This window comes from Paenibacillus algorifonticola (assembly GCF_050481745.1).
Lineage (GTDB): Bacteria > Bacillota > Bacilli > Paenibacillales > Paenibacillaceae > Pristimantibacillus > Pristimantibacillus algorifonticola_A.
Genome location: NZ_JBCNGR010000003.1, coordinates 177,411 through 201,559, shown reverse-complemented (window position 1 = coordinate 201,559; position 24,149 = coordinate 177,411). Strand labels below are relative to the sequence as shown.

Annotated in this window: 24 protein-coding genes; 2 read left to right on the top strand and 22 right to left on the bottom strand. The window is 50.4% G+C overall.

Annotated elements, in window-relative coordinates:
- Positions 1 to 44: 44 nt before the first annotated feature.
- From ABEW34_RS02170 to ABEW34_RS02105, 14 genes are all read right to left on the bottom strand, one after another.
- A complete protein-coding gene (locus ABEW34_RS02170) occupies positions 45 to 1,280 on the bottom strand; it encodes an ATP-grasp domain-containing protein (RefSeq protein WP_430154455.1) in 1,236 nt (411 codons plus the stop codon).
- A 27-nt stretch (positions 1,281 to 1,307) separates the two neighbouring features.
- Positions 1,308 to 2,528: an MFS transporter gene (locus ABEW34_RS02165; RefSeq protein ID WP_430154453.1), complete on the bottom strand. Its 1,221-nt coding sequence runs from the start codon at positions 2,526 to 2,528 to the stop codon at positions 1,308 to 1,310.
- Positions 2,518 to 3,453 carry a transketolase gene (locus ABEW34_RS02160; protein ID WP_430154451.1) on the bottom strand — a complete coding sequence of 312 codons (936 nt, stop codon included), beginning with the start codon at positions 3,451 to 3,453 and terminating at the stop codon, positions 2,518 to 2,520. The genes ABEW34_RS02165 and ABEW34_RS02160 overlap by 11 nt, the downstream gene beginning before the upstream one ends.
- Positions 3,450 to 4,256, bottom strand: a complete 807-nt coding sequence (locus tag ABEW34_RS02155; protein WP_430154449.1) for a 1-deoxy-D-xylulose-5-phosphate synthase N-terminal domain-containing protein — start codon at positions 4,254 to 4,256, stop codon at positions 3,450 to 3,452. The genes ABEW34_RS02160 and ABEW34_RS02155 overlap by 4 nt, the downstream gene beginning before the upstream one ends.
- Entirely contained in the window at positions 4,219 to 6,114 is a 1,896-nt protein-coding gene (locus ABEW34_RS02150; protein WP_430154447.1) for a M20/M25/M40 family metallo-hydrolase, read from the bottom strand. Before ABEW34_RS02150 ends, ABEW34_RS02155 begins: the two co-directional genes overlap by 38 nt.
- On the bottom strand, positions 6,114 to 7,175 hold the full coding sequence (argC, locus tag ABEW34_RS02145) for an N-acetyl-gamma-glutamyl-phosphate reductase (RefSeq protein WP_430154445.1): 1,062 nt from the start codon (positions 7,173 to 7,175) through the stop codon (positions 6,114 to 6,116). Before argC ends, ABEW34_RS02150 begins: the two co-directional genes overlap by 1 nt.
- The gene (locus ABEW34_RS02140; RefSeq protein WP_430154443.1) at positions 7,172 to 8,494 is read right to left on the bottom strand and encodes a DegT/DnrJ/EryC1/StrS family aminotransferase; all 1,323 of its coding nucleotides are present in this window, start codon (positions 8,492 to 8,494) and stop codon (positions 7,172 to 7,174) included. Before ABEW34_RS02140 ends, argC begins: the two co-directional genes overlap by 4 nt.
- Entirely contained in the window at positions 8,484 to 9,167 is a 684-nt protein-coding gene (locus ABEW34_RS02135) for a degT/DnrJ/EryC1/StrS aminotransferase (RefSeq protein ID WP_430154441.1), read from the bottom strand. Before ABEW34_RS02135 ends, ABEW34_RS02140 begins: the two co-directional genes overlap by 11 nt.
- A 102-nt stretch (positions 9,168 to 9,269) precedes the next feature.
- On the bottom strand, positions 9,270 to 10,160 hold the full coding sequence (locus ABEW34_RS02130) for a RimK family alpha-L-glutamate ligase (protein ID WP_430154439.1): 891 nt from the start codon (positions 10,158 to 10,160) through the stop codon (positions 9,270 to 9,272).
- 12 nt (positions 10,161 to 10,172) lie between these two features.
- Positions 10,173 to 10,346: a lysine biosynthesis protein LysW gene (locus ABEW34_RS02125; RefSeq protein ID WP_430154437.1), complete on the bottom strand. Its 174-nt coding sequence runs from the start codon at positions 10,344 to 10,346 to the stop codon at positions 10,173 to 10,175.
- Between the two features lie 311 nt (positions 10,347 to 10,657).
- Positions 10,658 to 11,356, bottom strand: coding sequence for a 5'-methylthioadenosine/adenosylhomocysteine nucleosidase (locus ABEW34_RS02120; protein WP_430154435.1), 699 nt, complete (start codon positions 11,354 to 11,356; stop codon positions 10,658 to 10,660).
- Between the two features lie 5 nt (positions 11,357 to 11,361).
- Complete coding sequence (gene ccpA / locus ABEW34_RS02115) at positions 11,362 to 12,366, bottom strand: catabolite control protein A (RefSeq protein ID WP_046230557.1); 1,005 nt, start codon at positions 12,364 to 12,366, stop codon at positions 11,362 to 11,364.
- Positions 12,367 to 12,515: 149 nt separating this feature from the next.
- A complete protein-coding gene (locus tag ABEW34_RS02110; RefSeq protein ID WP_430154433.1) occupies positions 12,516 to 12,929 on the bottom strand; it encodes a hypothetical protein in 414 nt (137 codons plus the stop codon).
- A gap of 188 nt (positions 12,930 to 13,117) precedes the next feature.
- A complete protein-coding gene (locus ABEW34_RS02105; protein ID WP_430154431.1) occupies positions 13,118 to 13,543 on the bottom strand; it encodes a VanZ family protein in 426 nt (141 codons plus the stop codon).
- Positions 13,544 to 13,595: 52 nt separating this feature from the next.
- Here ABEW34_RS02105 and ABEW34_RS02100 point away from each other — a divergent pair, with 52 nt between their 5' ends.
- Positions 13,596 to 14,132 carry a type 1 glutamine amidotransferase domain-containing protein gene (locus tag ABEW34_RS02100; protein ID WP_056038700.1) on the top strand — a complete coding sequence of 179 codons (537 nt, stop codon included), beginning with the start codon at positions 13,596 to 13,598 and terminating at the stop codon, positions 14,130 to 14,132.
- A gap of 92 nt (positions 14,133 to 14,224) precedes the next feature.
- On the opposite strand, the gene ptsP is transcribed toward ABEW34_RS02100, so the two are convergent.
- The 6 genes from ptsP to ABEW34_RS02070 all read right to left on the bottom strand — a co-directional run bounded on the left by ptsP (position 14,225) and on the right by ABEW34_RS02070 (position 21,153).
- Positions 14,225 to 15,976 carry a phosphoenolpyruvate--protein phosphotransferase gene (gene ptsP / locus ABEW34_RS02095; protein WP_430154429.1) on the bottom strand — a complete coding sequence of 584 codons (1,752 nt, stop codon included), beginning with the start codon at positions 15,974 to 15,976 and terminating at the stop codon, positions 14,225 to 14,227.
- Positions 15,973 to 17,859 carry a glucose PTS transporter subunit IIA gene (locus ABEW34_RS02090; RefSeq protein ID WP_430154427.1) on the bottom strand — a complete coding sequence of 629 codons (1,887 nt, stop codon included), beginning with the start codon at positions 17,857 to 17,859 and terminating at the stop codon, positions 15,973 to 15,975. Before ABEW34_RS02090 ends, ptsP begins: the two co-directional genes overlap by 4 nt.
- A gap of 161 nt (positions 17,860 to 18,020) precedes the next feature.
- Positions 18,021 to 18,632, bottom strand: coding sequence for a hypothetical protein (locus ABEW34_RS02085; protein ID WP_430154425.1), 612 nt, complete (start codon positions 18,630 to 18,632; stop codon positions 18,021 to 18,023).
- A gap of 228 nt (positions 18,633 to 18,860) precedes the next feature.
- The gene (locus tag ABEW34_RS02080; RefSeq protein WP_430154423.1) at positions 18,861 to 19,280 is read right to left on the bottom strand and encodes a CoA-binding protein; all 420 of its coding nucleotides are present in this window, start codon (positions 19,278 to 19,280) and stop codon (positions 18,861 to 18,863) included.
- 49 nt (positions 19,281 to 19,329) lie between these two features.
- The gene (gene aroA, locus ABEW34_RS02075; protein ID WP_430154422.1) at positions 19,330 to 20,625 is read right to left on the bottom strand and encodes a 3-phosphoshikimate 1-carboxyvinyltransferase; all 1,296 of its coding nucleotides are present in this window, start codon (positions 20,623 to 20,625) and stop codon (positions 19,330 to 19,332) included.
- Positions 20,626 to 21,153: a shikimate kinase gene (locus ABEW34_RS02070; RefSeq protein ID WP_430154420.1), complete on the bottom strand. Its 528-nt coding sequence runs from the start codon at positions 21,151 to 21,153 to the stop codon at positions 20,626 to 20,628.
- 138 nt (positions 21,154 to 21,291) lie between these two features.
- Here ABEW34_RS02070 and ABEW34_RS02065 point away from each other — a divergent pair, with 138 nt between their 5' ends.
- Complete coding sequence (locus tag ABEW34_RS02065) at positions 21,292 to 21,615, top strand: hypothetical protein (protein ID WP_430154418.1); 324 nt, start codon at positions 21,292 to 21,294, stop codon at positions 21,613 to 21,615.
- Positions 21,616 to 21,644: 29 nt separating this feature from the next.
- Here the strand turns inward: ABEW34_RS02065 and gndA are convergent, their stop codons facing one another.
- On the bottom strand, positions 21,645 to 23,057 hold the full coding sequence (gene gndA / locus ABEW34_RS02060) for an NADP-dependent phosphogluconate dehydrogenase (protein WP_430154416.1): 1,413 nt from the start codon (positions 23,055 to 23,057) through the stop codon (positions 21,645 to 21,647).
- A gap of 390 nt (positions 23,058 to 23,447) precedes the next feature.
- Positions 23,448 to 24,044, bottom strand: a complete 597-nt coding sequence (locus ABEW34_RS02055; protein ID WP_430154414.1) for a hypothetical protein — start codon at positions 24,042 to 24,044, stop codon at positions 23,448 to 23,450.
- Positions 24,045 to 24,149 lie beyond the last annotated feature (105 nt).

Here is a 24,149-nt window from a genome sequence, read left to right as displayed (position 1 = left end):
TTGCAGTCCCCCTGTAGGTGTTTAAAATGGCAAGCTTGCTTAGGCTACTGATAGACCAGCTCTACCTTGCTTATTAAATCAAGTGCGGCCTGCTTCGCCTCCTGCGGCGTATCGGCCACAGTAATGACATAACCGAGCCTGTCATCCGAGCTTTTGGCTACGGAAATCTGGTCCCCTTGCTGAACCGATATATGCGAACGAACGATAGCGTCTCCCGGCTGCAAATGCTCAAGCCCTTCTACAGAGGCAACGGTGCCGTCCTTCTCGGCCAGCAAATAAGCGATCGCTGCTGCCCGGCTGCGGCTGGCATGAACATTGACAGGCTCTGCTAAGTAATAATGCACGGTAGCTTCAAAAAAATCAACGCCGAGCGCTTGAACGAGCAAATCGGAGGAAATATTGTCCCCACCAGGCCGGCCGTTCACCTCAATGATGCGCGGACCTTGCTCCGAAAGCTTCACCTCGACATGGCTAGGGCCATCCGTAATGCCTATTGCCCGCAGCGCACTTACCGCCGTTTCGATAATTTCCGCTTGCTTATCCGTATGCACGGAGGTAGGCAGCGTATGCGCCACCTCGACGAAATAAGGCAGCGGAGACGTTATTTTTTCGGTAACGACCGCAAACGCAGGCTCGCTATTTTCAAGAAAAATCTCCACGCTGAACTCCTGGCCCTCCAAATATTCTTCAACCAAATATTCCTCTCTCACTTTGAAATCCATATACGTTACTTTAAAATCCGAGATGATCGCCATCGCTTCCTTCAGCTCATCCTGCCCGGAAATAAAATAAACGTTTTGGCTGCTTGCGCAATTGGTCGGCTTAAGTACAATGGGATAGCCAATTTCACGAGCCGCAGCCGCAGCTTCCTCATAGGTTCTCACCTTCCTGTATTTTGCGCTCGGCACCCCAAACACCTCATAGGCTTCGCGGGCCAAATCTTTATTTCTTGATTTTAACGCCGCTTCATACGGCACGCTTCTAAGCCCCAGCCGCTCTGCCACCTTTGCCGTCAAATGCGAGGCATAGTCAGTCGCCGGAATTAAAGCATCCAGCTTGCCGAAATACACTGAGCTGCGAATCGCCTCGTAAACGGACGCCTCATCTCTTATATCCGCAACAATTAAATCATGGTAAATGCCCTCATAGCCATACTTTCGCGGATTATCCACAGAAGATACTATCGAAATTACGGTGCAGCCCTGCTGAAAGGCCGCTCTTGCGAAGCTCACCCCGTAGAAGCTCGGCTCAACAAAAGCGACGATTTTAGGTTCGGTCATATAACCACTCTCCTTTAGTTCATGAATTTACACTTCCAGCGTTTTTTTCGCCTTCACGCCGCTGCTCGCTACTAGCATCCGGTGCAAAATCAACCCGACGAGCATCAGCCCGCCCATGCAGAGAAAGCCGACAGCTGCCGAATAACGGTCGATGAGCAAGCCCAGTACCGAAGCGGATACCGTCTGAAGCAGCAGCGAAATGGCCATCCACACCGACATCGCTCGGCCCATATAGGACTTTGATACCGTCTCCATCAGCGTCGTCGTCATGACGATTCGCAGCGAAGAATTGCTGAGGCCGATGAGCACACTTCCCAAATAAAGGACAAACGCAAATGTGTTGAATGCGACAGCGACTAATACACCGAAGGCTACGGCGAAAAATAAAGCAATCGCCGTATTTTTCGATAATTTCGCGGCCAGCGGAGCGGCAATGAAGCCCGAGAGCAGCCCGCCAATGCCATAAAACATATCCGACAGGCCAAACACGACGGAGTCGCCCTTTACGGCATCGCTCACATAACCCGGCAGCACGACATTATAAATCATCGTGGACACTAACGGAATAATGGCGATGACGCCGAGAAAAAAAATAAACGGGCGCTCAGCCAAATAGCTGAGTCCATTTTTAAAGCTGGAAACAAACGATTCTTTTTTATTTTCAACCGCAATCGCTTCGTAGCTGACCCGGTACAGCAGCAGGCTGCTGACGATAAACACAATCGCATTAATGAGCAGGATCACCTCAAAACCCGAATATTTATACAGCACGCCTGATGCTGCACCAGCCATAAACATGCCGACCTGAAGGCTGATTTCAATTAGGGAATTGCCCTTGATTAAATCCTTCTCAGGCAGCAGCTCCTGCACCAGGCTGCGGGAAGCCGACATATAGATGGTCCAGCCCATGCCATTTACGATCGTAAATAAATACAAATATTCCATGCGGAATCCGGTCCATAAAAACAAGCCCATAATAGCCAGCACAGCTGCCGCCCGGATGAAGTACGTCCACTGAATAATCGCTTTGCGATTAAACTTGTCAGTCAAGCTGCCGACAAACGGCGAAATTAGAAAGCCGGCGATTACATTTAGCGCCAGCATAAACCCAATCGCACTGATGGAGCCCGTCTCGTCCATTAGAAACCAGTTGGCGCCAATGGTGCTCATCCCTACACCGAAGCCAGAAATAATGTCCGAGAGAAAAAAATAACGGAATTTCGCTGGCCGCAGCACACTAAAAATCATCGGCATCTCCTCCGAGCTCTGTGATCTGTCTTGTCAGCGCTTCATAGCCAAAGCCTAAATAATGCAGCACATCAGCATGGCTGCCGCCATATATCGGCCATTCCTCGCCGCAATCATGCGAGTAGACCCGGCTCTCCGGCAATAACAGGGCGAGACTGGACGCTGTACCGCCAGCAGCCCGGTGCTCCTCTACGACGAGGAAGGTTCCCGCTGCCGCCTGCAGCTCCGCTTTGTAGCGCTTCAAGCTGTCGCGGTCGACATAGCAAAGATGCGCATGGTTAACCCGCTCATTTTCCTGATAAATCCGGCTGCATATTTCAGTAGCCTGCTCCCCTATCGAAACCAGGCACAGCTTTGCCTCGCTGCGGACAGCGCCTTCGAACAGCAGCTCGCGGCAGCTGCCTGACTCATCACGGGCAAGACTATCAAACTTGTCATTGCGCGACAGGCGGATGTAATAGGGCTCCTTCGACACGGCGGCCTCCTGTACGACCCGCCGCGTCTCCGCTTCCCCATGAGGACAGGCGATACGGATATTCTGGAACGTCTGGATAACTGCAATGTCCTCCAGACAATGATGCGTTGTCCCGAACCAGCCGCCCGATACACCGCCATAAGCGGCGACGATTTTAATATTTTCACCCATATATCCTAGCGCCAGCTTCACGCCCTCTGCTGCCCGCAGAGCAGCAAATGATGCAAAGGTCGAGAAAAACGGCACGAAGCCCGCCTTCGACAGCCCCGCAGCAATATCTACGCTGGCGAGCTCTGCTATGCCTAGATTGAAGAAACGATCCGGAAAGCTTTGCTGAAAAGGATGCTCTTTCCCACCCAAGTCCGCCTCCAAGCAAATAATGCTTCCATTATCCGCTGCCAGCTTCGTTAATTCATCTTTATAGGCCTCTCTTGCTGCCAAGCTGCTCATTGCAAGCCCCTCTTCCATTTCAGCGCTATTTTCTCGGAAATTTTGGCATAATGGGCATGCGGATTGCCTTCAATGGCAGCTACGCCCTTGCCCTTCACCGTGTGGGCCAAAATCGCCAGCGGCTTCTCCCCGCCTGGCTCCAGCGCTGCAATAATTTGCCCGAGATCATGGCCGTCGATCTCCTTCACATGAAAGCCAAACGCTTCAAAGCGCTCCCGCAAATTCGGCAGCGGCGATATGTCGGCTAGCAGGCCATCGTTCTGCCCCCTATTGCAATCGACGACATAAATAAAATTCGTAATGCCCTTCGCCTGCACGAGCTGTGCCGTTTCCCAGCACAGCCCTTCCTGAAGCTCGCCATCGCCGCCAATGGCAATGCCGAGCCCAGTCGTACGCCTCAGCTTTTGTCCGAGCGCCCAGCCAGCTGCATAGGCTACCCCATGACCGAGACTGCCCGTCGCAAATGGGATGCCCGGCAGCTTCGGGTTGGGATGCCCGGTGAATAGCGAATCTGCCCCGCCGTAGGAAGCAGCTGGATCATCGGACAAAATGCCGTACTGATACAGCGCTGCATATAATGCCGCTGCGGAATGACCTTTGCTCAGCACGATGGCCGTATCCGCATCTTGATGATATTTTGCATAGGCGCCAATGAGCAAATCGATGACCGACAAGCTGCCCCCGATATGGCAGCCCGTATCGCGAGCCGCCATATCGATAATCGAGCTGCGCGCAGCCTGCGCCTTTGCCAGCAGCACTTCAAAATCAGCTGAATGACTTGCCGACTGTACCAACGTACCCATAGGAACCCTCCTCTGATCGCAGGCGATACCATTCCTCAATCGCTCCCCGCAAAATCGCTCGCGCGCCATGTACCTCGCTGAGCTGCAAATACTCCTCATTTGTATGGTCGAGGCTCGCATCACCTGGGCCGTAAGCGACCATCGGGACGCCCTCCCAAGTCGTAGCCAGCGTATTCATATCGCTTGTTCCGCGCTTTTTAATATAATGAATCGCTTTTCCCTTGCTCGCAAAGCTGCGTACAAAGGCTTTCACTATTGGGCTGTTTCGCGGATTTGCAAAGCCAGGCGTAGCCCGCAGCACCGTTACAGAAACCCCATCGCCATAATCAAGCTGGATCTGCTTCGCATACTCCTTGCCCGCATCCGGGGAAATCCGAAAATTTAAAATACCCACAGCACTAAGTATTCCATTATGATTACTATGTTTTATGTCAATAAGAGATGACAAATGGTTCGGGTCAACGCCCCCTACCTGCTCCCGGATATCCGCCACAATCGTATAAAGCTGATCCAGCACGCTAATGCTGTCCTTGCCGGCGGAATGCTCCTGCGGCTTGCTTATGGCGATACTCAGCTTATATAGTCCGTAGTAGCCTAAGGTCAAGCTATCCTCCCCGCTCGGCTCTCCGATAATGACCGCATCCGCCCGGTAATGATCCCTTACATAGAAGGCCCCCTTGGATGAAGATACTTCCTCCTCCACCGCTCCAATGACGAGCAGCGAGCCATCCTCAGGCACCTTGGCGTCATACAGCATTTGAATGAAGCTCAGCAGGCTTCCCTTGGCATCCACCGTTCCCCGGCCAGCAATTCGCTCCTCATCGCAGGCAACAGGCCAATTATAGGGCACGGTATCCAGATGACCGAGCAGCAGCAGCTGATTAGGCCCGTTGCCTTTGCGGAATACCACATTGCCCGCCTCATCGACAAAGCCGTTTACCCCCGGCAGTTGAACCGCATTCAGCAAATAGTCCGCAAGCTCTGACTCGTCGCCGGAAACCGACGGAATGCGAATCGCTTTTCTAAGCAAATCTGTCCCACTGGTATCCCGCTGCATATTCCAAAACCACGTTTTGCCTGTGCCCGGCCGATTCAGCGAATGGGGGCCCGTAATGCTTACATCACAAATGCCTTTGCTGATGGCATGATTCGCCGCCCGTACCTTTTGCTTCATCCGTCCTTTGATGGAATGAATGTCATCGCCCAAGTAGACGTCGGATATCGTAGAAGCAGGTTCATCCACATTTTCCAAAAGCCCCGCCGTACCTGTCACAAATCGCAAATGCTCGGCTGCAAGCTCGGTTGCAAGATGAGCGGCCAGCATGTCCGCATCGATGTTAATATATTCGCCAAGCTCACGGTCATAAATAGGCGGTGTCAAGCATACGACATCAAATACCTGCAAGGCGCCCTGTAGAAAATCGACGTTGCAGCCTGTAAAAGAGCCAAACAGGGAATCGCGAACGATAACCGTTTTGCCATCCTTGAGCGCTTTGACCGGCTTCGATTTTTGTCCAAATACAACCTCATTGTCACCGCCAATTTGGGTGAATACTTTGAGCTTGTAGCTTTTTAATTGCTCAAAGACCTTCGCTAAAATAAACTCCTGATACGCCGCCCGAATGAGCGGCATCTCAGATGGAGAGCAGTACCGCGCCTCGTCTCCATTCGCTAAAGCGAGAACCGGAATGCTCCGGTTCAGCTGCTCGTATTTTTGCCGGATGCCTTCTGCTCCACCCGCTACGAGCAGCACCTTTTTCCCTTTTTGCACCAGATCATTGAGCTCGGCAAACACTTCGGTATGGTGCATAATAGTGCTGCTCCCGAGCTTAATGACGTACAAGCTCTGGCTTGACATTAAGGCCACGCCCCCTCTAGCTCAAATTGTAAGCCCGCCTCCTCCGCAATGCCGCTGTACAGGTTCGCCGCCTGAATCGCCTGTCCCGCTGCTCCTTTAATCAAGTTGTCGATCGAGGCGATCGAGACGCAATTGCGCCCCTCTACATAAGCGCCGACTTCAGCGTAATTCGTCCCGGCTGTCGTCTTGATCATCGGATACGAATAGGAGCCATTTTGGGAATTAAAATAATGGACAAACGGCTTTGCCGCGTAAGCGCCATAAAATGCTTTTTTCACATCGATTTCGCTCGCATGCTCTTTCAGCAAGGAGTAGGAGGTAACGAGAATGCCTCGCGGCAAATCCAGGCTGTGTACGGAAAATTGCAGCTCCACGGAGCGTTTCAGATGCTCCTCCAGCGCAAATTCGATTTCAGGCCTGTGGCGATGCCCATGCACTTTATAAGGACGGAAATTATGAGCGCGCTCCGCGTGATGCTCCGTGCTCGCCTTGCCGCCGCCGCTGGAGCCCGTCTTGGCGTCCGAGATGACGCGCGGCTCAATCAGATTAGCTGCCAGCAGCGGAAACAGCGTATAAATCGTTGCAACTGCCATGCAGCCGGGCAAATTGACCACCTTCGCCTCCAAATTAATGTCGCTAAACTCCGGAATAAAATAATGGCTGCCCCCTTGCGCTGGATGGCTGAGGCTTTCTGGATAATGCTGCCGGAGCAGCTCCTGATCGTTTAGGCGATAATCGCCGCTGACATTAATGACATACTCGGCATGCTCGGCAATATGGTCGATATGACGAGGCAATACCCCGGTCGGCAGGCAGGAAAAAATGAAATCGTAATGTCCGTCAAGCGCAGCCAGCTTCTGAAATTTCCCGCCCTCCGACCGCTTCTGGCGCGCCGACGATACAAAAAATTTATCCAGCGGCAGCCCCGCCTTCGATTCCGAGGATACAAAATCAACTTTAAAATAAGGATGCCGCTTTAGCAGCCGATAAAGCTCCCCGCCTGTAAAGCCATTGCCACCCAAAATAGCGACGCGCTTCACGCTGCTCCCAGTTACACTCATCCGAGTCTCGCATCCCTCTCATATGATTTTTTGGCCGCCGTATTCTGAAGCACGAGTTCACGAATAATCGCCGGGTTCGCATCAATTTTCTGAAACGCCAGCGCATAAGCGGCTATGCGCTCATATTCAATGGGCGAGCGCAGCTCTCGGCAAATGGTCAGCGTTGAGCGCAGCATGCTCAGCGTCTCGGGGAACCGGTTGATATGGTAACCAAAGTCTTTGCGCTCGGACAGCGTAAAGGGATACCCATTGCCGAACCCTTTGCGGTTTTGAAACGGCAGATGGCCCGGAATCGGCACGTTTTGCCACTCCCGTGCAAACACGCCTTCGCTCGCTGCCAGCTCTTGAATGGCCTCTTTCACCTGATAATCCAGCAAATCTCCCAGTCCCGCTGCTTCCGGGTTCAGCTTAATTCGGTACATATTATAGCTATGCTTATGCCCCTCAGGCACATGAGGCCCTTTAAACAGCTTCGTTTGCGCTAAAATTTTCGTTAAATAGCTCGCATTTCTCGCCCGAATCGCATCATAAAACGGCAAACGCTCCAGCTGGCTAATGCCAAACGCCGCAGCGATCCAAGACATGCGGTAATCAATGCCCGTCTCCTGCAAAAAGCTCAAAGCCCTTTCATAATCCTCCCGCTCCTTGAAGAAGGCGATGCCTCCCTCTCCTCCTACAGGGAAGTTTTTGTCCGCCATTAGGCTCTGACCCGCTCCATCCCCGATAGATCCACACAGCTGGCCGCCAATAGAGGCCGAATGCGCATGGGAAGCATCCTCCACCAGCCGCAGCTTATGCTTGTCAGCGAGTGCCCTGAGCTGCGCCAAATCAGCTGGCAATCCATGGACATGGACAGGCATAATGACCTTCGTCCTCGCCGTGATCGCCTGCTCCACGAGCGCAGGATTCAAGTTATAGGTCAGTGGATCAATATCCACAAATACAGGGATCGCTTTTGCCGCCACAACAGCCTGGGCAGTCGCAATAAACGTAAACGCCGGAACGATGACCTCATCTCCGGGCTGTACGCCAACACCAACGAGTGCCAGATGCAGGCTTGACGTCCCGCTTGCTGTAGCTATCGCATAATTCGCCCCCACGTAGCTGCGGTATTTTTCCGTAAACTCATGAATCACTTCTTCCGGGCTTTGCTGAATGGACACTAGCATTTGAACGATATCTTCTTTCGTAATGGAAGGAAAGGTCGTCTTCCGACTATCCTCGGGAATGACGGCTGGTCCCCCATAATAAGCAAGCTGCTCGTTAATCCAGGCTTCCGATGGCAAGCTCAGCGGCTTGCGAATAAAATCAGTTTTCATAGCCGCTATTCCTCCTTAGAAGCGATAATTTGACGCATGCCGCCACGAGCGGGCTGAGCCTATAGTTAAACTGTGCGCCTGGCTGAATGTCCGGCTCCGCCTCCTCCTGCGTCCACATCGTCTTCAAATCGAAGGCGCCGAATATTTTCAGCCGCTCCGCCTTGGTCCATACGCTCTCGTCATTTACCAAGATTGAGGCGCAGGGGCCGAAGCCAAGCTCCGTGAAATCCAGCACCAGCACGGGTGCTTTGTGCAGCTTAGGCTGCAATTCTTGCTCCATGCGAGGCAAGTTATCCCACGTCACTGTCACCTTCTCAAAGCCTTGCTGCACATCAGAATCCGTCACCAGCCCAACTCCGAGCCAGCTTGCAAATCGTTGATCCTGATCGCTCGCCCCCTCCAGCCGCGTCAGCGAGCCATGAACGATATCCTGCCCCCAAAGCGCGGCATGCACCGCGCCCGTATAGCTATTGAATAAGGAAACATATTTGCTTTGTGTCAGCTTGCCGATGCTTTTCTCTAACCCCTTTAGCTCACTCTCATTTTTTTCAATACTCATGATGACGCCCGAATTCAGCACACGGGATAAAACAAAGGAAAGAGAAAAATAGTGCTCCTTTTTGATTACTGGTGTCACCTTCTCTGGAGCTGTAGTAATTATCGTATGGGCCATCGCCGATTCTCCTTTATCCGTAGCTTGCTTTCGTGGTTCATATTTCATGGCTCATGTCTCATGGTTCGCCGTTTTAACTGGAGCTCCATCGTCTAAATGGCGTTAGGCGTTAACCTCCTGCCTCGTTCTGGAGGCCAATTTCCCCTGCAAATAAAGCGCAATATGAGCGGCTACGTCAACGCCATGAATTTTCCAAGACTTCGAAAACTCCGGGTTTTGATTAACCTCGCATACGAGATATCGTTTATTTTGATAGTCATAAAATAAATCCAGACCGTAGATGCCTTCACCGAGCACCTCGGTCAGCTTGCTGCAAATCGATTCTATTTCCTTATCGACAGCAATAGGCTCGACCTCAGCCCCCAAATGCGTATTCGTCTTCCAGTTATCGACCGACACCCGGCGAAACGCTACGATCGGCTTGCGGCCAACTATGACAACGCGAATATCATAATCCCCCTTGTCCACGTATTCCTGTACGAGTACTGGAAAGGACTGCTGGGTCGGATCAAGCGATTCCCGTGCCGCAATCCAGCCATCCAGGCATTCCTTGCCGACAATGCGGGCAATGCCTCTTCCCCAGGAGGAGCTGGGTGGCTTGATCACAAATATGTTGCCAAAATCCTCGAACGATTCGAGGATTTTGTCTGCTGTAAAAGCGATCTTGAAGCGGGGCTGCGGAATGTTATGCTTTTGGAACACGATCGCTTGATGAATTTTGTTCGTGCAAATGTTAATCGCTTTAACGGAATTAATCGTTTCAATGCCGGATAACTCCAGCATCGTTGAGCGGCTTAACGCTTTTTTCTGGGATAGGCAGCGAATGAGTGCGATGCCATACTGATCCGCCCAGCCCTGCTCAAGCGGCAGCTCCATCGAATCCAGATTTACTTGGACTTGATGTCCAGCCTGCTGGAGCAGCTCATAGATTCGCTTCTCTTCTTCACGCAGTTTCGTCACACAAAGCAAAATATCCGAGTTTGTCTGCTTCATCCCCTGGCTCCTTTACTCGCCCCAAGTTTCTTCAATCTCGGGAGCTAATGCAACTGAAATGCTATTATTTACGGCATGCACCTCATGCTCTTGTCCGCATGACGAGCACTCTACGATTTCACCGCTTATTGCGTCAAACCCAACATTAATTTCCGATTTGCATACGACACAGCTAACGTCTGCCATTACTTATCTCCACCTATCCTAAAGTTTAATTTGCGCCAACAGCATTGTTTTCAGAATATTCAGTCTTTTAAATCGTTTACACGCTGCTTAACGCTCTCTTTTTTCTTCTCTCCTCCTCATTTAACCAAAAATAGTAAAATGCTGGTGGCAAGAAGAATCGTACAATGCTTTTCCTATCGCTGTCAATTAAAATAGATAATTCCTATCGGAATATAATTATTTCTATCTATTCCCTATTTTGAATACCAATTTCCAACGACAAAAACCGCCATCCCGTGTGCCAGGATGGCGGTTTTGTACCTTCTTATGAACTAGATATGTCGAAGCATGTCATCAATAATGGCGTAGGAGTTGTTAGCTGCTTTCACCGTAAACTCTGGGAAATTGACATGCGCAGATCCGTCAGCCTTGTCCGACATAGAGCGGATGACCACGAAGGGCACCTCATTCATATCGCATACATGGGCTACTGAAGCGCCTTCCATTTCCGCACAAGCACCATTCATCGTCTCACGCAGCAGCGCAACCGTCTCGCGGCTCGCAATAAATTGGTCGCCGGATAACACGATGCCTTTCAAGCTGCGTCCTTCAAACAAACGATTGCTCGAATCAGCGGCCAGTTGGACTAGCCGCTCATCCGCCACAAATTCCGAACGCGCATGGAAGGGAATTTCACCGCGTGCGAAGCCTAGCGGCGTACAATCCATATCATGCTGAACACAGCTCGTGGATACGACAATATCACCAATATTCAGGCTTGGATCAACTGCCCCAGCTACGCCAGTAAACAACACACAGTCCGCACCCAAATCGATTAAAATTTGCGTACATACAGCAGCATTCACTTTGCCAACACCGGATTTGCAATAAATAACGGTCTTGCCATGAAACTGGCCTTCGTAATAAGTGATGCCAGCCTTAACGGTTTCTTTCGTTACTTGGACGTGCTGGCCGAGAAGTTCTATCTCTTCCACCATCGCCCCAATGATGCCTATTTTGTTAAAAGTCATGCTTCCTATACCCCTCCAACAGACTGGCGCACAATCATCTCATGCGGCAAAATGACTTTGGAGTGATCCACATTTTCTTTATTCATCAGCTTGGTGAGCAGACGCATCGATACAGCTCCGATATCATACATAGGCTGGGCAACGGCTGTCAATTGCGGACGAACCATCGAAGCCATACGGCTGTTATCAACGCTAATAACCGAAATATCGCCTGGCACGCTCAGGCCAGAGTCTTGAATCATATGAATGGCACCAATCGCCATCTCATCTGTTGCTGAGAATACCGCAGTCGGACGCTCGTCCAGCTCAATGAAATATTTCATGGCATCGATACCAGATTCATAACGGTAGTTGCCGATACGAACAAGCGTGTCATCATAAGCAATGCCCGCTGACTCCAGCGCGCGCTTATACCCTTGGAAACGGGCATAGCCATTCGCAGGATCCTGCAACGTGCCACTGATCATCGCAATGCGTCGGTGGCCTTGCTCCAGCAATTTGTTGACCGCATCAAAAGCCGCTTCCTCATGATTGATATCAACGGAAGGAATTTCGCCGTTCTCATCAGTCGTTGCGCATAATACGATCGGGACATTCGTTGTTTTGAACGCCTGCATATGCTCTTCCGTTACCGCTCCGCCCATAAAAAGCAATCCGTCAACCTGCTTCTCCAGCAGCGTGTTAATAACGCGGATTTCTTTATCCTTCTTCTTATCCGCATTACACAAAATAATATTATAGTGGTACATATTCGCAATGTCTTCAATGCCCCGTGCCACTTCCGCAAAAATAGCGTTGGAGATATCGGGAATTACGACACCAACAGTCGTTGTTTTCTTGCTGGCAAGGCCCCTAGCTACCGCATTAGGACGGTATCCCAAACGCTCAATGGCCTCGTAAACCTTCTTGCGGGTTGCGGGTTTCACATTCGGATTGTTATTAACAACCCGGGAAACCGTAGCCATAGATACTCCTGCTTCTCTTGCTACATCATAAATGGTTACCGTCAAGGTCCTTCTCTCCATTATCTCAGATTTTTCACTTTCGCCCATTGCACAATAGAATAATCATACGACAAAATATTACTTTTCGCAATGTCAGTGCCAGGGCGCTTTCATTTCCGCACAGCAACTGCTCGCAAACTCATCGCTTTACTTCGTTATGTATGCCTTGTCGGCCGGCTGATTTGGCCCAGCCGCTTCGTAATATCTGCTATCCATACTTGGTCCTCAAGCGCTTGAGCAAGCAGCAGCAGGTCCAGCAGCGCATCGATGCGCTCCTGAATAAGCCGTTCCACCGCAGCAGGATCGGATTGCTTCTTCGTGTTTCTGGCAATGACGAGCATGCTCGCCCATTCATTGCACTCATCGAAAAAAAAGGTCTGCTTCGATGGCTCTGCACCAAGCTGAGCAATCAGACCAGTCAAATCGGGCTTCACTTCCGGAAACACTTCGCTTCGACTGCATGCCACGCAGGAATAGATAGGCACATTGTCTATTTCCACTTTCCCAGAATAAATGACGGTACGCAGCTTCATCTTCATGATGTCACCACAATGACACCGCTTTTCCAAGTTGGTCCACTCCTTCACGCGGACGGCTGTACCGCCCTTCATCTCCGTTTATGCTCATAATTTGAGATGCGTAAAATATTCGACCTTTTTCGCAAAAACTCCTGCTTGCAGCCTTATGTAATTTTTACTATTGAAGATGAACAAAAAATGCTGAACCGGGGTTAACCGCCATTTCGAGAAAGCTTGGACTACCAGGCGATGCGCCGCCATAATCGGCGCACTGGCGGCAGTGCCACCAGAATAACCCACAGTGCCGCTCCAATCATGTCATTGCGGACATCGGCCGCATCCGGCATTCTGCCCCCTACGAAGGATTGATGAAATTCGTCTGTAATGCCATAGAGGCCGCACAACAGCACAATCAGCACTTTGATGCCCAGACGATCGGCTCTTGCACCGATTGCGAAATCGATGGTGGCAGCGAGCATAAAATAAGCGACAAAATGTCCCCAATCAAAGCTCGCCATTTGCGGAAACAGCTTTTGGAAAAAGGGCAGCAGCGTATTCATCTCTTCGCCCGTCGTCGCGGATGCGGCAAAAATCGCTGCCATGCCGAATACGGCTGGAATACAGCGAAGCACCCGCACCGAACGCTTTGCTAGGGTTTGCTTCATAAGTTCTCCTTCGATACAATAGGTAAGACAATATGAATTGGAGGGGAAATCCTTGTCATTACACAATAAAACCGTTATTTGCCTGCTTGATGATGAATTCGAAGATTTGGAGCTGTGGTATCCAGTATATCGCGCCCGTGAAGCGGGAGCTACCGTACTATATGCAGGGCCTGAGAAGGGCAAGAAGCATATTGGGAAATATGGCGTGCCCGCCGTTGCCGACCTCAGCTTTGATGAAGTGAACAGCAGCGACATTATTGGTCTGCTCGTTCCCGGAGGCTGGGCGCCGGACAAGCTCCGCCGCTACCCTAAAGTGCTTGAGCTTGTGCAGGAGCTTGATGCAGCTGGCAAGCCGATTGGCCAAATTTGCCACGCTGGCTGGGTGCTCATTTCCGCTAAAATATTGCAAGGACGCAAGGTCACTTCCACGCCAGGCATTCGAGACGATATGGAAAACGCCGGTGCCGAATGGTTTGACGAGGCGGTTGTCGTAGACGGAAACCTCATCTCTGCGAGACGTCCGCCGGATCTTCCGCCATACGCCAAAGCTTTCGTTGACGCTTTAGAGCAATACAAAGGCCAAGCGTAAACGGCTGAAGCCGTCCTTTGGCGGCAAAGCAACCGTTTCAAGGGTGAAATATAAGTCTATTTATAAATGTAATACTTATAAATTCTTATATTTTAAGAAATAGAAGCGCTTTGCCTTCTGGCATCATTTTCATCCATAAACTGCCCTAGCAGCTCATGAATATCCGCACTCGTGCGGCATTCCAGCAGCTTAGGCAGCAGCAAGCGGCTGTCTTCCTGCCTTGTGCGAAGCAGCCGCTCTTTCACCTGGAGCAGCGAATGCGAAGAAATACTAAGCTCATCTACATCGAGGCTTAGCCATATCGGCAGCGCCTTGGCATCCCCTGCCAGCTCTCCACAAACGCCCACCTTAATGCCGCTGCGGCGCGCCGCTTCAATTGTCAGCTTAAGCATCCGCAGCACTGCGGGATGGAAGGGCTCGTACAAGTGCGATATCTCCTCATTCATCCGGTCTACAGCAAGGGTAAACTGCACTAAATCATTCGTCCCAATACTGAAAAAATCAACCTCACCTGCAAGCAGATCGGCAATGATTACCGCAGCCGGAACCTCGATCATGACACCTACCTGCAAATTCCGGTTATACGACTGGCCTTCCTGCTCCAGCTCTTGCTTCGCCTCCGCTAATACCGCATTGGCTGCACGAACCTCCTCAACCGAAGAAATAAGCGGGTACATCAGCTTGACCTGTCCAAAATGGCTTGCCCGCAAAATGGCCCTAAGCTGTACTTTAAACAAATCTTTGCGATCCAGTGATATGCGGATAGCCCGATAGCCTAGAAACGGATTGTCTTCCTCGGCGATATTAAAATAATCGAGCTGCTTGTCACCGCCAATATCAAGCGTTCTAATGATCAGCGGCTTGCCTTCCAGTTTCTCTGCTACGCTGCGGTATACTTCGAACTGCTCCTCCTCCAGCGGGAAGCGATTGCGGTCCATATATAAAAACTCGGTGCGGAACAAGCCGACGCCATGCGCCCCGCTGGACAAAGCAATTTCCAGCTCCTTGAAGGAGCTGATATTAGCGGCAAGCTCCAGCCGCTTGCCATCCGGCGTCATCGACTTATGATCGACGATATCGCGCAGACGGGTTTTCGCCTCCTGCTGCTGCCGCTGCTTCGCCGAATACAGCGCGATAACTTCCTGATCCGGCTGCACATACATGACACCGTCCCCGCCATCGAGCACGATCATCTGGCCCGTCTGAATCGGTTCCTCCAGCTTCGCTTCCACTCCAACGACGAGCGGAACGCCTAGCGCCCTTGCCATTATAGCGGAATGGGAAGTCGTGCTTCCTGCCAGCGTTACGATGCCAAGTACATTTTGCGGATTAATATGGGCAAGCTGCGAAGGAGAAAGCTCCTTGGCGACGAGAATAAACGGCTTCGTGTTTGATGGAAGCTTAATTTCCGGCACGCCTAGCAAATGCTTGAGCAGCCGATTGCCGACATCCTTTATATCCAGCGCGCGCTCCTTCATATATTCATCATCCAGCAAATCAAACATCGTCACAAAATGATCAATCGCTTCCTTGACCGCTACCTCTGCTGCCTTGTATTGCCGGCTAATAATGCCTTGAATTTCATTCATAAACACCGGGTCGTCCAAAATCGCAAGATGCGCGTCAAAAATATGGGTTTCCGAAGGGCCAACCACTTCCCGCAGCTCGTCCTTCATTTGCTCGATTTCGAATTTTGACGTTCGGATGCCTTCATATACTCGCTCGAACTCACGGGCAAAATCAGCAACATCGATGCGCTGCTCCGGCAGCTCCCACTCCCAGCTGGGCAATACGAATGATTTTCCGATCGCTATGCCTGCTGACGCTCCAATACCTTGTATCATGGCCTTTCCCCTCCAACTTGTATCTCTTTAAGCACGACCGACATCACGGAAGATTGTCCTTTTTTAACCGTTTTATATGGCGCAAATCGCCATGAACGCACGAGATCCGAATTGGTAATCACCATCGGGGTCGCCAGCGATTTGCTCTCCTTGCGAACCTGCTGCAAATTAAAGCGGATGAGCAGGTCGCCGGGAAGCACCTTATCCCCTTCTTTAACAGCAGCTTTGAAATAGCCTTTGCCGCCAAGCAGGGACGTATCAATGCCGATATGAAGCAGCACCTCAAGCCCTTCCGGCGTTCGAATGCCAATCGCATGCATCGTCGGATAAATATGGATAACCTCACCTTTGACAGGCGAAACAAGCTCTCCTTTATCCGGTATGAATGCAACACCATCGCCAACAAGCTTGCCGGAAAAAATCGGATCGGGCACATCGCTGAGCGCAATCATTTTCCCCTGCATCGGCGAGCTGAACAGCACCTGCTCCTGATCCCGCTGAATGGTGTTCAAAATTTCCCCACGAATCAGCTCAGAATACGTGCCGAAGACAACCTGCACATTGCCACCGCCGAGGCGAATGACACCGGCTGCCCCCAAATTGCGCAGCGCTGCGATATCAAGCTGCTTCTCATTAGCCACCTTTAATCGCAGCCGTGTAATGCAGGACTCCATTTTCACAATATTGTCCTTGCCTCCAATCGCCTGTAAAATAAGCGGCGCACGCTGCGGAATATCGCCAGCCCACTCATCAAGATGCGAGCCTTCCTCGCGCCCTGGGGTTGGTATTTGAAAACGGTCGATTGCCCAGCGGAACAAAAAATAATAAATGAGCCCAACGACGATACCAATTGGAATCAGCAGCCAGCCTCGCGTAGCCAAATGCTCGTTGACGATAAAATCAATCGCTCCGCCCGAGAATGAAAAGCCATGGCGAATGCCGAGCTCATACGTCACCCACATAATGACGCCCGACAGCAGCGCATGCACGACGAACAAATAAGGAGCAACGAACAGAAAGGCAAATTCTACAGGCTCGGTCACACCAGTCAAAAAGGAGGCCAGAGCCGCGTACATAAACGTTTTGCGGATTTTAGGCTTAAGATCCTCTCTCGCCTCATGAATAATGGCAAGCGCAATAGCGGGCAGTGCAAACATCATCGTCGGATACATTCCCGCCATGAACACGCCGGCTGTTGGATCGCCAGCGAAAAACCGCGGCAAATCACCATATACGGTTGTCCCATCCGCCATCGTATAGCTGCCAATCTGGAACCAGAACACATGGCTGACGAGATGATGCAGGCCAAATACGACCAAAATCCGATGGACAAAGCCATAAAGAAAAACACCGAACCCGCCTCCTGAAGCTACAATGTTGCCAATCTCTTCAAGCATGCGTTCAATATATGGCGTAAGTCCAATCATAAATATGGAAAATAAGACCGATATAAAGCTGACAAATAGCGGTACAAACCGCGGCCCTCCGAAAAATTGTATGTATTCAGGCAAACGCAAGTTCTTAAATCGTTCATAACTAAAGCCTGAGATGATGCCCATCAACGTTCCGATAAACACCGTCGGCTCAATTTCCGGCACAGCCGTCTGGGTAATGCCCACATAAATGAACATCCCGCCAAGTGCCGATAATGCAGCTGCAAGCGCATTTCCCGTCATTCCAAGCGCAATGCCTACCGCAAACAAATAAGGAAGGTAAATAAAAATGGCGTGACTTGCGGCCTGCAAATAAAGCGTAAGCTGCGGCAGTCCAATATAATCCCACGGCAATTGACTGAGGCTCGAAAATATGGCTGCTGCTGGAAGCACAATCATTGGCAGCATAAATGCTCTTCCGAGCTGCTGCAGGCTTCCTAATATATTCACTTTCGTACCCCCTTTGCTGATTAAAATGTCTTTTTCTCGATGGTAAGGCTTTCCGCACGTTTTGTCAAAGTGAAGAGCGGGCCTTTCGGCCCGCTCCTGTTGATGATTCTTCCTATATAATGTTACAGCAGCAGGCTTAGCTTACCCCCATCAAATATAGCTTAGCGGTTTTGGCCAGACTGCCATCCCAATTGCGAAATGACCGGACCGGACTGTGCATAAGCGTTTGTTGCGTGGTACACCGGATTTTGTCCTGTTGCCGACTGTACGGGCATGCCGCCATGCGTTTGGTTTTGATTATTGGACATGCCTGCGTATCCGCCGCTCGAGAAGTTTTGGCCCGCGTACCCCGTGTGGGACTGAGCATAATGCTGCTGTGGGCTCGCTTGATAGCCTAAATGCGAGATAACCGGATTCGATCCATAATTAGCCGAGCTTAGATGCGACGTGTAGCTTGGAACTTGGTGATGCGACATGTTCGATTGGTAGCCGCTATTCGGCTGATATTGATGCTGCATCGTTCCTGCATGTTGTTGCTGGCTTGGCAAATATGCAGCAGAGCTGTAGCTGTGCTGATTCGTCGCCTGATAACCGTCGATTGGAGATTGCACAATGCTGCTCGGGTTTTGGTTAAAGGTTGGCTGGCTCAGTTGGCCTTGATAATGCGACTGTACGAAGCCCGATGGCTGAAAGTTGTTCGAAAAATGACCTTGTTGACCCATTTGACCTTGCTGCCCTTGGAAATATCCTGGCTGTTGCGACATTTGATTCACGTGTTGTCCTCCTCGACATTAAAAAAGAAAGTCTTCAAGAACGAAATGTTGCATCGCTCCGTGAAGCCTTTCATATTGTGCCTCAGTCGATCGGTTTTTTATTACAGTCAGGTTTTGGATATTCCTTGCGCAAGCGTAAACAGCTGTCGCCGTCCTTTGGTGGCAAAGCTACCGTTTCGCCATGAAATATAAGCCCATTTTAAGTAAAAAACTTATAAATGCTTATATTTATAGCAAAATCGAATCTTCGACCTTAATGCAGCGGTCCATAATCACTTGCAATCCACCTGCTTCAGCGATGCTTGCCGCTTCATCATTTGCGATGCCAAGCTGGAGCCACAAAATTTTCGCACCAATGGCAACGGCTTCCTCCGCTACTTGCGGGGTCTGCTCGCTGCGTCTGAACACATTGACGATGTCCACTTTAAATGGAATATCACTTAACGTTTCGTAGCGGGTTTCTCCCAAAATTTCTGCTGACTTCACCGCCGGATTAACCGGAATGATGCGATAGCCTTTAGCCTGCATCGCCTGCGATACCATATAGGAGACGCGGTCAGGCTTGTCAGACAAGCCGACCACCGCTACAATATCGCTTTGCTTAAGCAGCTGCTTAATTTCCTCGCGTGATGGATTTTCAAATGCCATATGAACCGCTCCTCCCTTATTCCACCTATTTATTTCGCCTGCCGCATGCTTATTCTACCCACTCTACGTTCGCACCAAGCGCCTTCAAGTGGTCAAAATAAATTGGATAGGACTTCGCTACATGGTGAGCGTCGCGAATACGGATCGGCTGCTTCGAGCGCAGTCCGACAATCGAGAGTGCCATAATGACGCGGTGGTCATAATGCGCATTAATCTCGACTCCGCCTTCAACGCCTTCTGGACGTCCGTGAACGATAATTTCGCTTTGACGCTCTTCTACATTAGCTCCCGCTTTGCGAAGCTCGTTCAAATAGTCGGTAATACGGTCGCATTCCTTATATCGCAAATTTTCAACATCATAGAAACGCGAGGTGCCTTCTGCAAACACTGCTGCTGCAACCATTGCCAGCACCGCATCCGTCGCTTGGTCGCCATCGAACTCAATGGCTTTCAGCTTGCCGTTGCCCTTGACATGAACAATATCATTGTCATGAGTTAGCGGCACTTCCATCATGCGCAGCACATCCACGATCGCACGCTCGCCCTGCTTGCTTTTCTCAGCGAGACGGTGCACGATAACATTCGATTGCGTTACTGCCGCAGCCGCAAGAATCGCCGCCGAGCCGGGATAATCTCCCTGTACGATATAGGTTTTCGCTTCGTAGCTTTGGCCGCCTGGTATGCGGTAGCTCATCAAATCCTCGCTAGCATGAATCACGATGCCCGCTTGCTCCAGCACCTCCAGCGTTTGTCCAACAACAACCTTGGATTTCAAATCATTCAGCACTTCAATTTCACTGTCTTCTGCAAGCAGCGGAGTCAGAAACAGCAGGGCGCTCAAAAATTGTGAACTGACAGCGCCGGACACTTGAATTTTGCCACCCTTCGCTTGTCCGCCTTTAATCGTAATCGGCAGCTTGCCTTCATTATGGGACACTTGCACGCCAATTTGCCCAAGCGCATCAATTAAATCGCTGTGCGGTCGTTTGCCTAGCGAATCCGGATAACGATTTACAAACGTCACATCCGGGCAAAGCGATGCGATGGCCATCAGGAAACGCAGAACAGCTCCTGCATTGCCTACGTCCAGTTCCTTGACATCCTTCGGATTACGGCCAAAGCCGGTAATGACGATTTTCTCTTCATCTTCTTCTACAGTAGCGCCCAAATCGCGAATACAGCGGCGCATCGCATCGCTATCCTCACTATGAGCTGGGTAATAAATTGTGCTCGTGCCTTCAGCAAGCGCAGCTACCAGCAAGTAGCGCGTCGTATAATTTTTAGAGGAAAGCGCTTGAATTTCCCCGTTAAGCTTAGGTGTTGGCGTAACCAAAACATCTGTCATTTATTTTGTCTCCCTTGTTTGTATAATAGTTGCGCATACGGCATGCACATTAAGCGATGTCGTGTCCAGCACAAGATGCGCAAAATCGTAAGCGTGCTTGCGCTGCTCCATAATCCGGTTCACATTCGCGGCAACGTCGCCTTGCAGCAGCGGCCTTGACGAATCGGACTGCACCCTCGCAATAATCTGTTCGGCGCTTGCCTTGAGTGCGACAACGAGACTCCCGCCCAGCATCGCCTCCCGGTTGACTTCACGCAAAACAGCGCCTCCACCGGTTGCAATAATGGCCGGCTCCTTGCGGCTTAGCAGCTCTTGTATGATGCCGCTCTCCAAATCGCGAAAGCCCGCTTCCCCGATTTCCGCAAACAGCTCTGCGACCCGCTTGCCCTGCGAGCGTTCGATTTCCTCATCGGTATCGAATCTTGCATAGCCGAGCTGCTCGGCCAGCAGGCGGCTGACGGTCGATTTCCCTGTTCCCATAAAGCCTACCAGCACAATTTTGCTGTGGCGGCCTGCTTCCTTACTCATTCTCTAGTGCCCCCATCAAATTAGTGTATCCTATTAATTTCTTCAACCATCATATCATTTTTTACAGCGAATCGGGTATAAAAAAGTTCATTTTGCCGTATCGTTGATAATAATTAGAACGATAGGAGGGCTGCCGTCATGACCAATGATCGTGAATACACAGCCGCACAGAAAGCGGAATTGCGTATTAGCCGTATTTTAAACCCCAATCATCCGCTTTCCCGCGAAGATGTCATCTGGATGCTCGAATATATTAAAAAAAAGGTGGCTGACGATGATCCTGCTTTAACAGGTTTATCGAAGCCACGATTGTTGCTTAATTTTCATTGCTTTGCAGAAGCGGCCATGAGCCTCATTCACCGTGGACGCGCTTCCGAACAGGAAGCCGATCGTTTGCGGAGCTGGCTCAAAGAAGCGTCTTACGGTTTAACCGCAGCAAAAAGGAGCGAGCCGCACGAATAAATGCCGCTCGCTCCTCTGCCAAGGCTCGATTAAGATTGAATCCAGTTGTAGTGGAATGTGCCTTCTTTGTCCAGACGCTTGAACGTATGAGCGCCGAAGTAATCGCGTTGTGCTTGCAGCAGATTCGCTGGAAGACGCTCTGTACGGTAGCTGTCGAAGTAAGCAAGCGCGCTTGCAAATGCAGGAACTGGCGTACCGTTTGCTACAGCCACGGATACCACTTCACGCCATGCGCCTTGGTACGATTCAACAATTTCCTTGAAGTAAGGATCAAGCAGCAGATTGCGCAGATCCGCATCGCGGTTGTAAGCATCCGTAATGTTTTGCAGGAAGCGAGCACGGATAATGCAGCCGCCGCGGAAGATTTTTGCGATTTCGCCATATTGCAGGTTCCAGTTATATTCATCGGAAGCTGCGCGCATTTGAGCAAAACCTTGTGCGTACGAGCAAATTTTACTTGCAAACAAAGCTTTGCGTACGGATTCGATAAATGCCGCTCTGTCGCCTTGGAATGGTTGTTTTGCAGGACCGCTCAGCACTTTGCTAGCTGCTACGCGCTCTTCCTTCATAGCAGAAAGGAAGCGGGTAAATACGGATTCTGTAATGATGGAAAGTGGAACGCCCAAATCAAGCGAGCTTTGGCTTGTCCATTTGCCAGTACCTTTTTGACCAGCGGAGTCCAAAATCACATCTACCATCGGCTTGCCTGTTTCTTCATCGTATTTCGAGAAGATGTCGGTCGTAATTTCAATCAGGTAGCTGTCCAGCTCGCCTTTGTTCCACTCGCTGAAAATGCTGTGAAGCTCTTCAACGCTAACGTCAAGCACGTTTTTGAGCAGGTCGTAAGCTTCGCAGATCAGCTGCATGTCCCCGTACTCGATACCGTTGTGCACCATTTTTACGTAGTGGCCTGCGCCGTCTGGTCCGATGTATGTGCAGCAAGCGTCGTCGCCGACTTTTGCCGAAATAGCTGTAAGGATTGGCTCAACCAGCTTGTAAGCCGACTCTTGTCCGCCTGGCATGATGGAAGGGCCTTTCAGTGCGCCCTCTTCGCCGCCGGATACGCCCGTGCCGATGAAGCGGATGCCTTTATCTTCAAGCGCTTTGGAGCGGCGCTGTGTATCAGGGAAATAAGCGTTGCCGCCGTCGATAATGATGTCGCCTTTGTCCAGATGCGGCAACAGGGAGTCAATTGTAGCGTCAGTGCCCGCGCCTGCTTGTACCATGATCAGAATTTTGCGCGGCACTTCAAGCGATTGTACGAACTCTTCCACTGAATAAGTTGCAACGAGGTTTTTGCCTGCTGCTTCCTGGATCAGGTCATCCGTTTTCTCGCGGGAGCGGTTAAATACCGACACCGTAAAGCCTCTGCTTTCAATATTAAGGGCCAGGTTTTTGCCCATGACTGCCAAGCCAATTACACCGATTTGCTGTTTAGACATCTGGTTCTTCCATCCTTTGTTATTGTATTTGGGTCAACAATAGCTCTATTTTACTCCTTTTGTGCAGAGAAGAAAACTAGTAGGGTTTAAAAATATAATCAAAACACCATCAGTTTTATTGACCGCTTTAGAAAGTTTACCTTATATTGCGCCAGAATGCGACCTTCCACAGCAAACGTTGTCGCCGTCCTGAATATATATTTAGAAAAAAGCCAAGCGTAAACGGCTGTCATCACCCCTGTCGGCAAAGCTACCGTTTCGAGGGTGTAATATAAGCCGATTATAAGTGTGAAACTTTTAAATGCTTATATTAAAAAAAACAGGAATAACCGCAATGGCTACTCCCGCTTTATCTATTTTGTACAACCTTTGTTCCCAAATAGACGGCGTTTACAATTCGAGTTGCAGCATTTCCAGCCGCAGCTCGCCAAGCTTCGCTTTTGCTGTCAGGACAGCAGCCTCATCTTCAGCTTCCAGCGCTTCAAACAGAACGGACAGCTCGTAATCAAGCTCATAGCGCAGCACCTGAGCGCGCTCCTCTGCTCGTTTGGATTGAAAAGCCTTGATCATTTCTTCCATGGTCACAAGCGGCTTCTTCTGATAAATAATCCGATGTTCCATACCGGACACCTCCACAAGTCGTATAATCTCACCGAACATAATGCTCTCAATGACGATTTGACGATCCTTCATTCGCTTGACCACCGCATGACCTCTCGAATCATTAATGAGCTTTTCCAGCAGCTCCGACAACCTCTCGTCCCGGATTAAATAGTCTCCCACCATCTTATAGCTATCCTTCATCCGCTGAAACTTAAGCTTCACCAGCTTGCGGCCTGTTCGAATCGAGATGAGAAACTGGACCTCCGTTTCGCTCCAATACAAGGAGTACCCTTCCTGAATGAGATCGCGGATGAGATTTTGGATTTGCCGCCGTTCAAATCGCAGCTCCAAATTGCAATACTCGACTTCGTGGCTCTTATTCACGGCAATCCCTCCTTCAAAACAGTGTCGTAACACCTTTCGCAAATTTGACTAAATGTTCTGACAATTCGTTCTTGTTTCTATCTTATACTCCATCTTATGTTATGG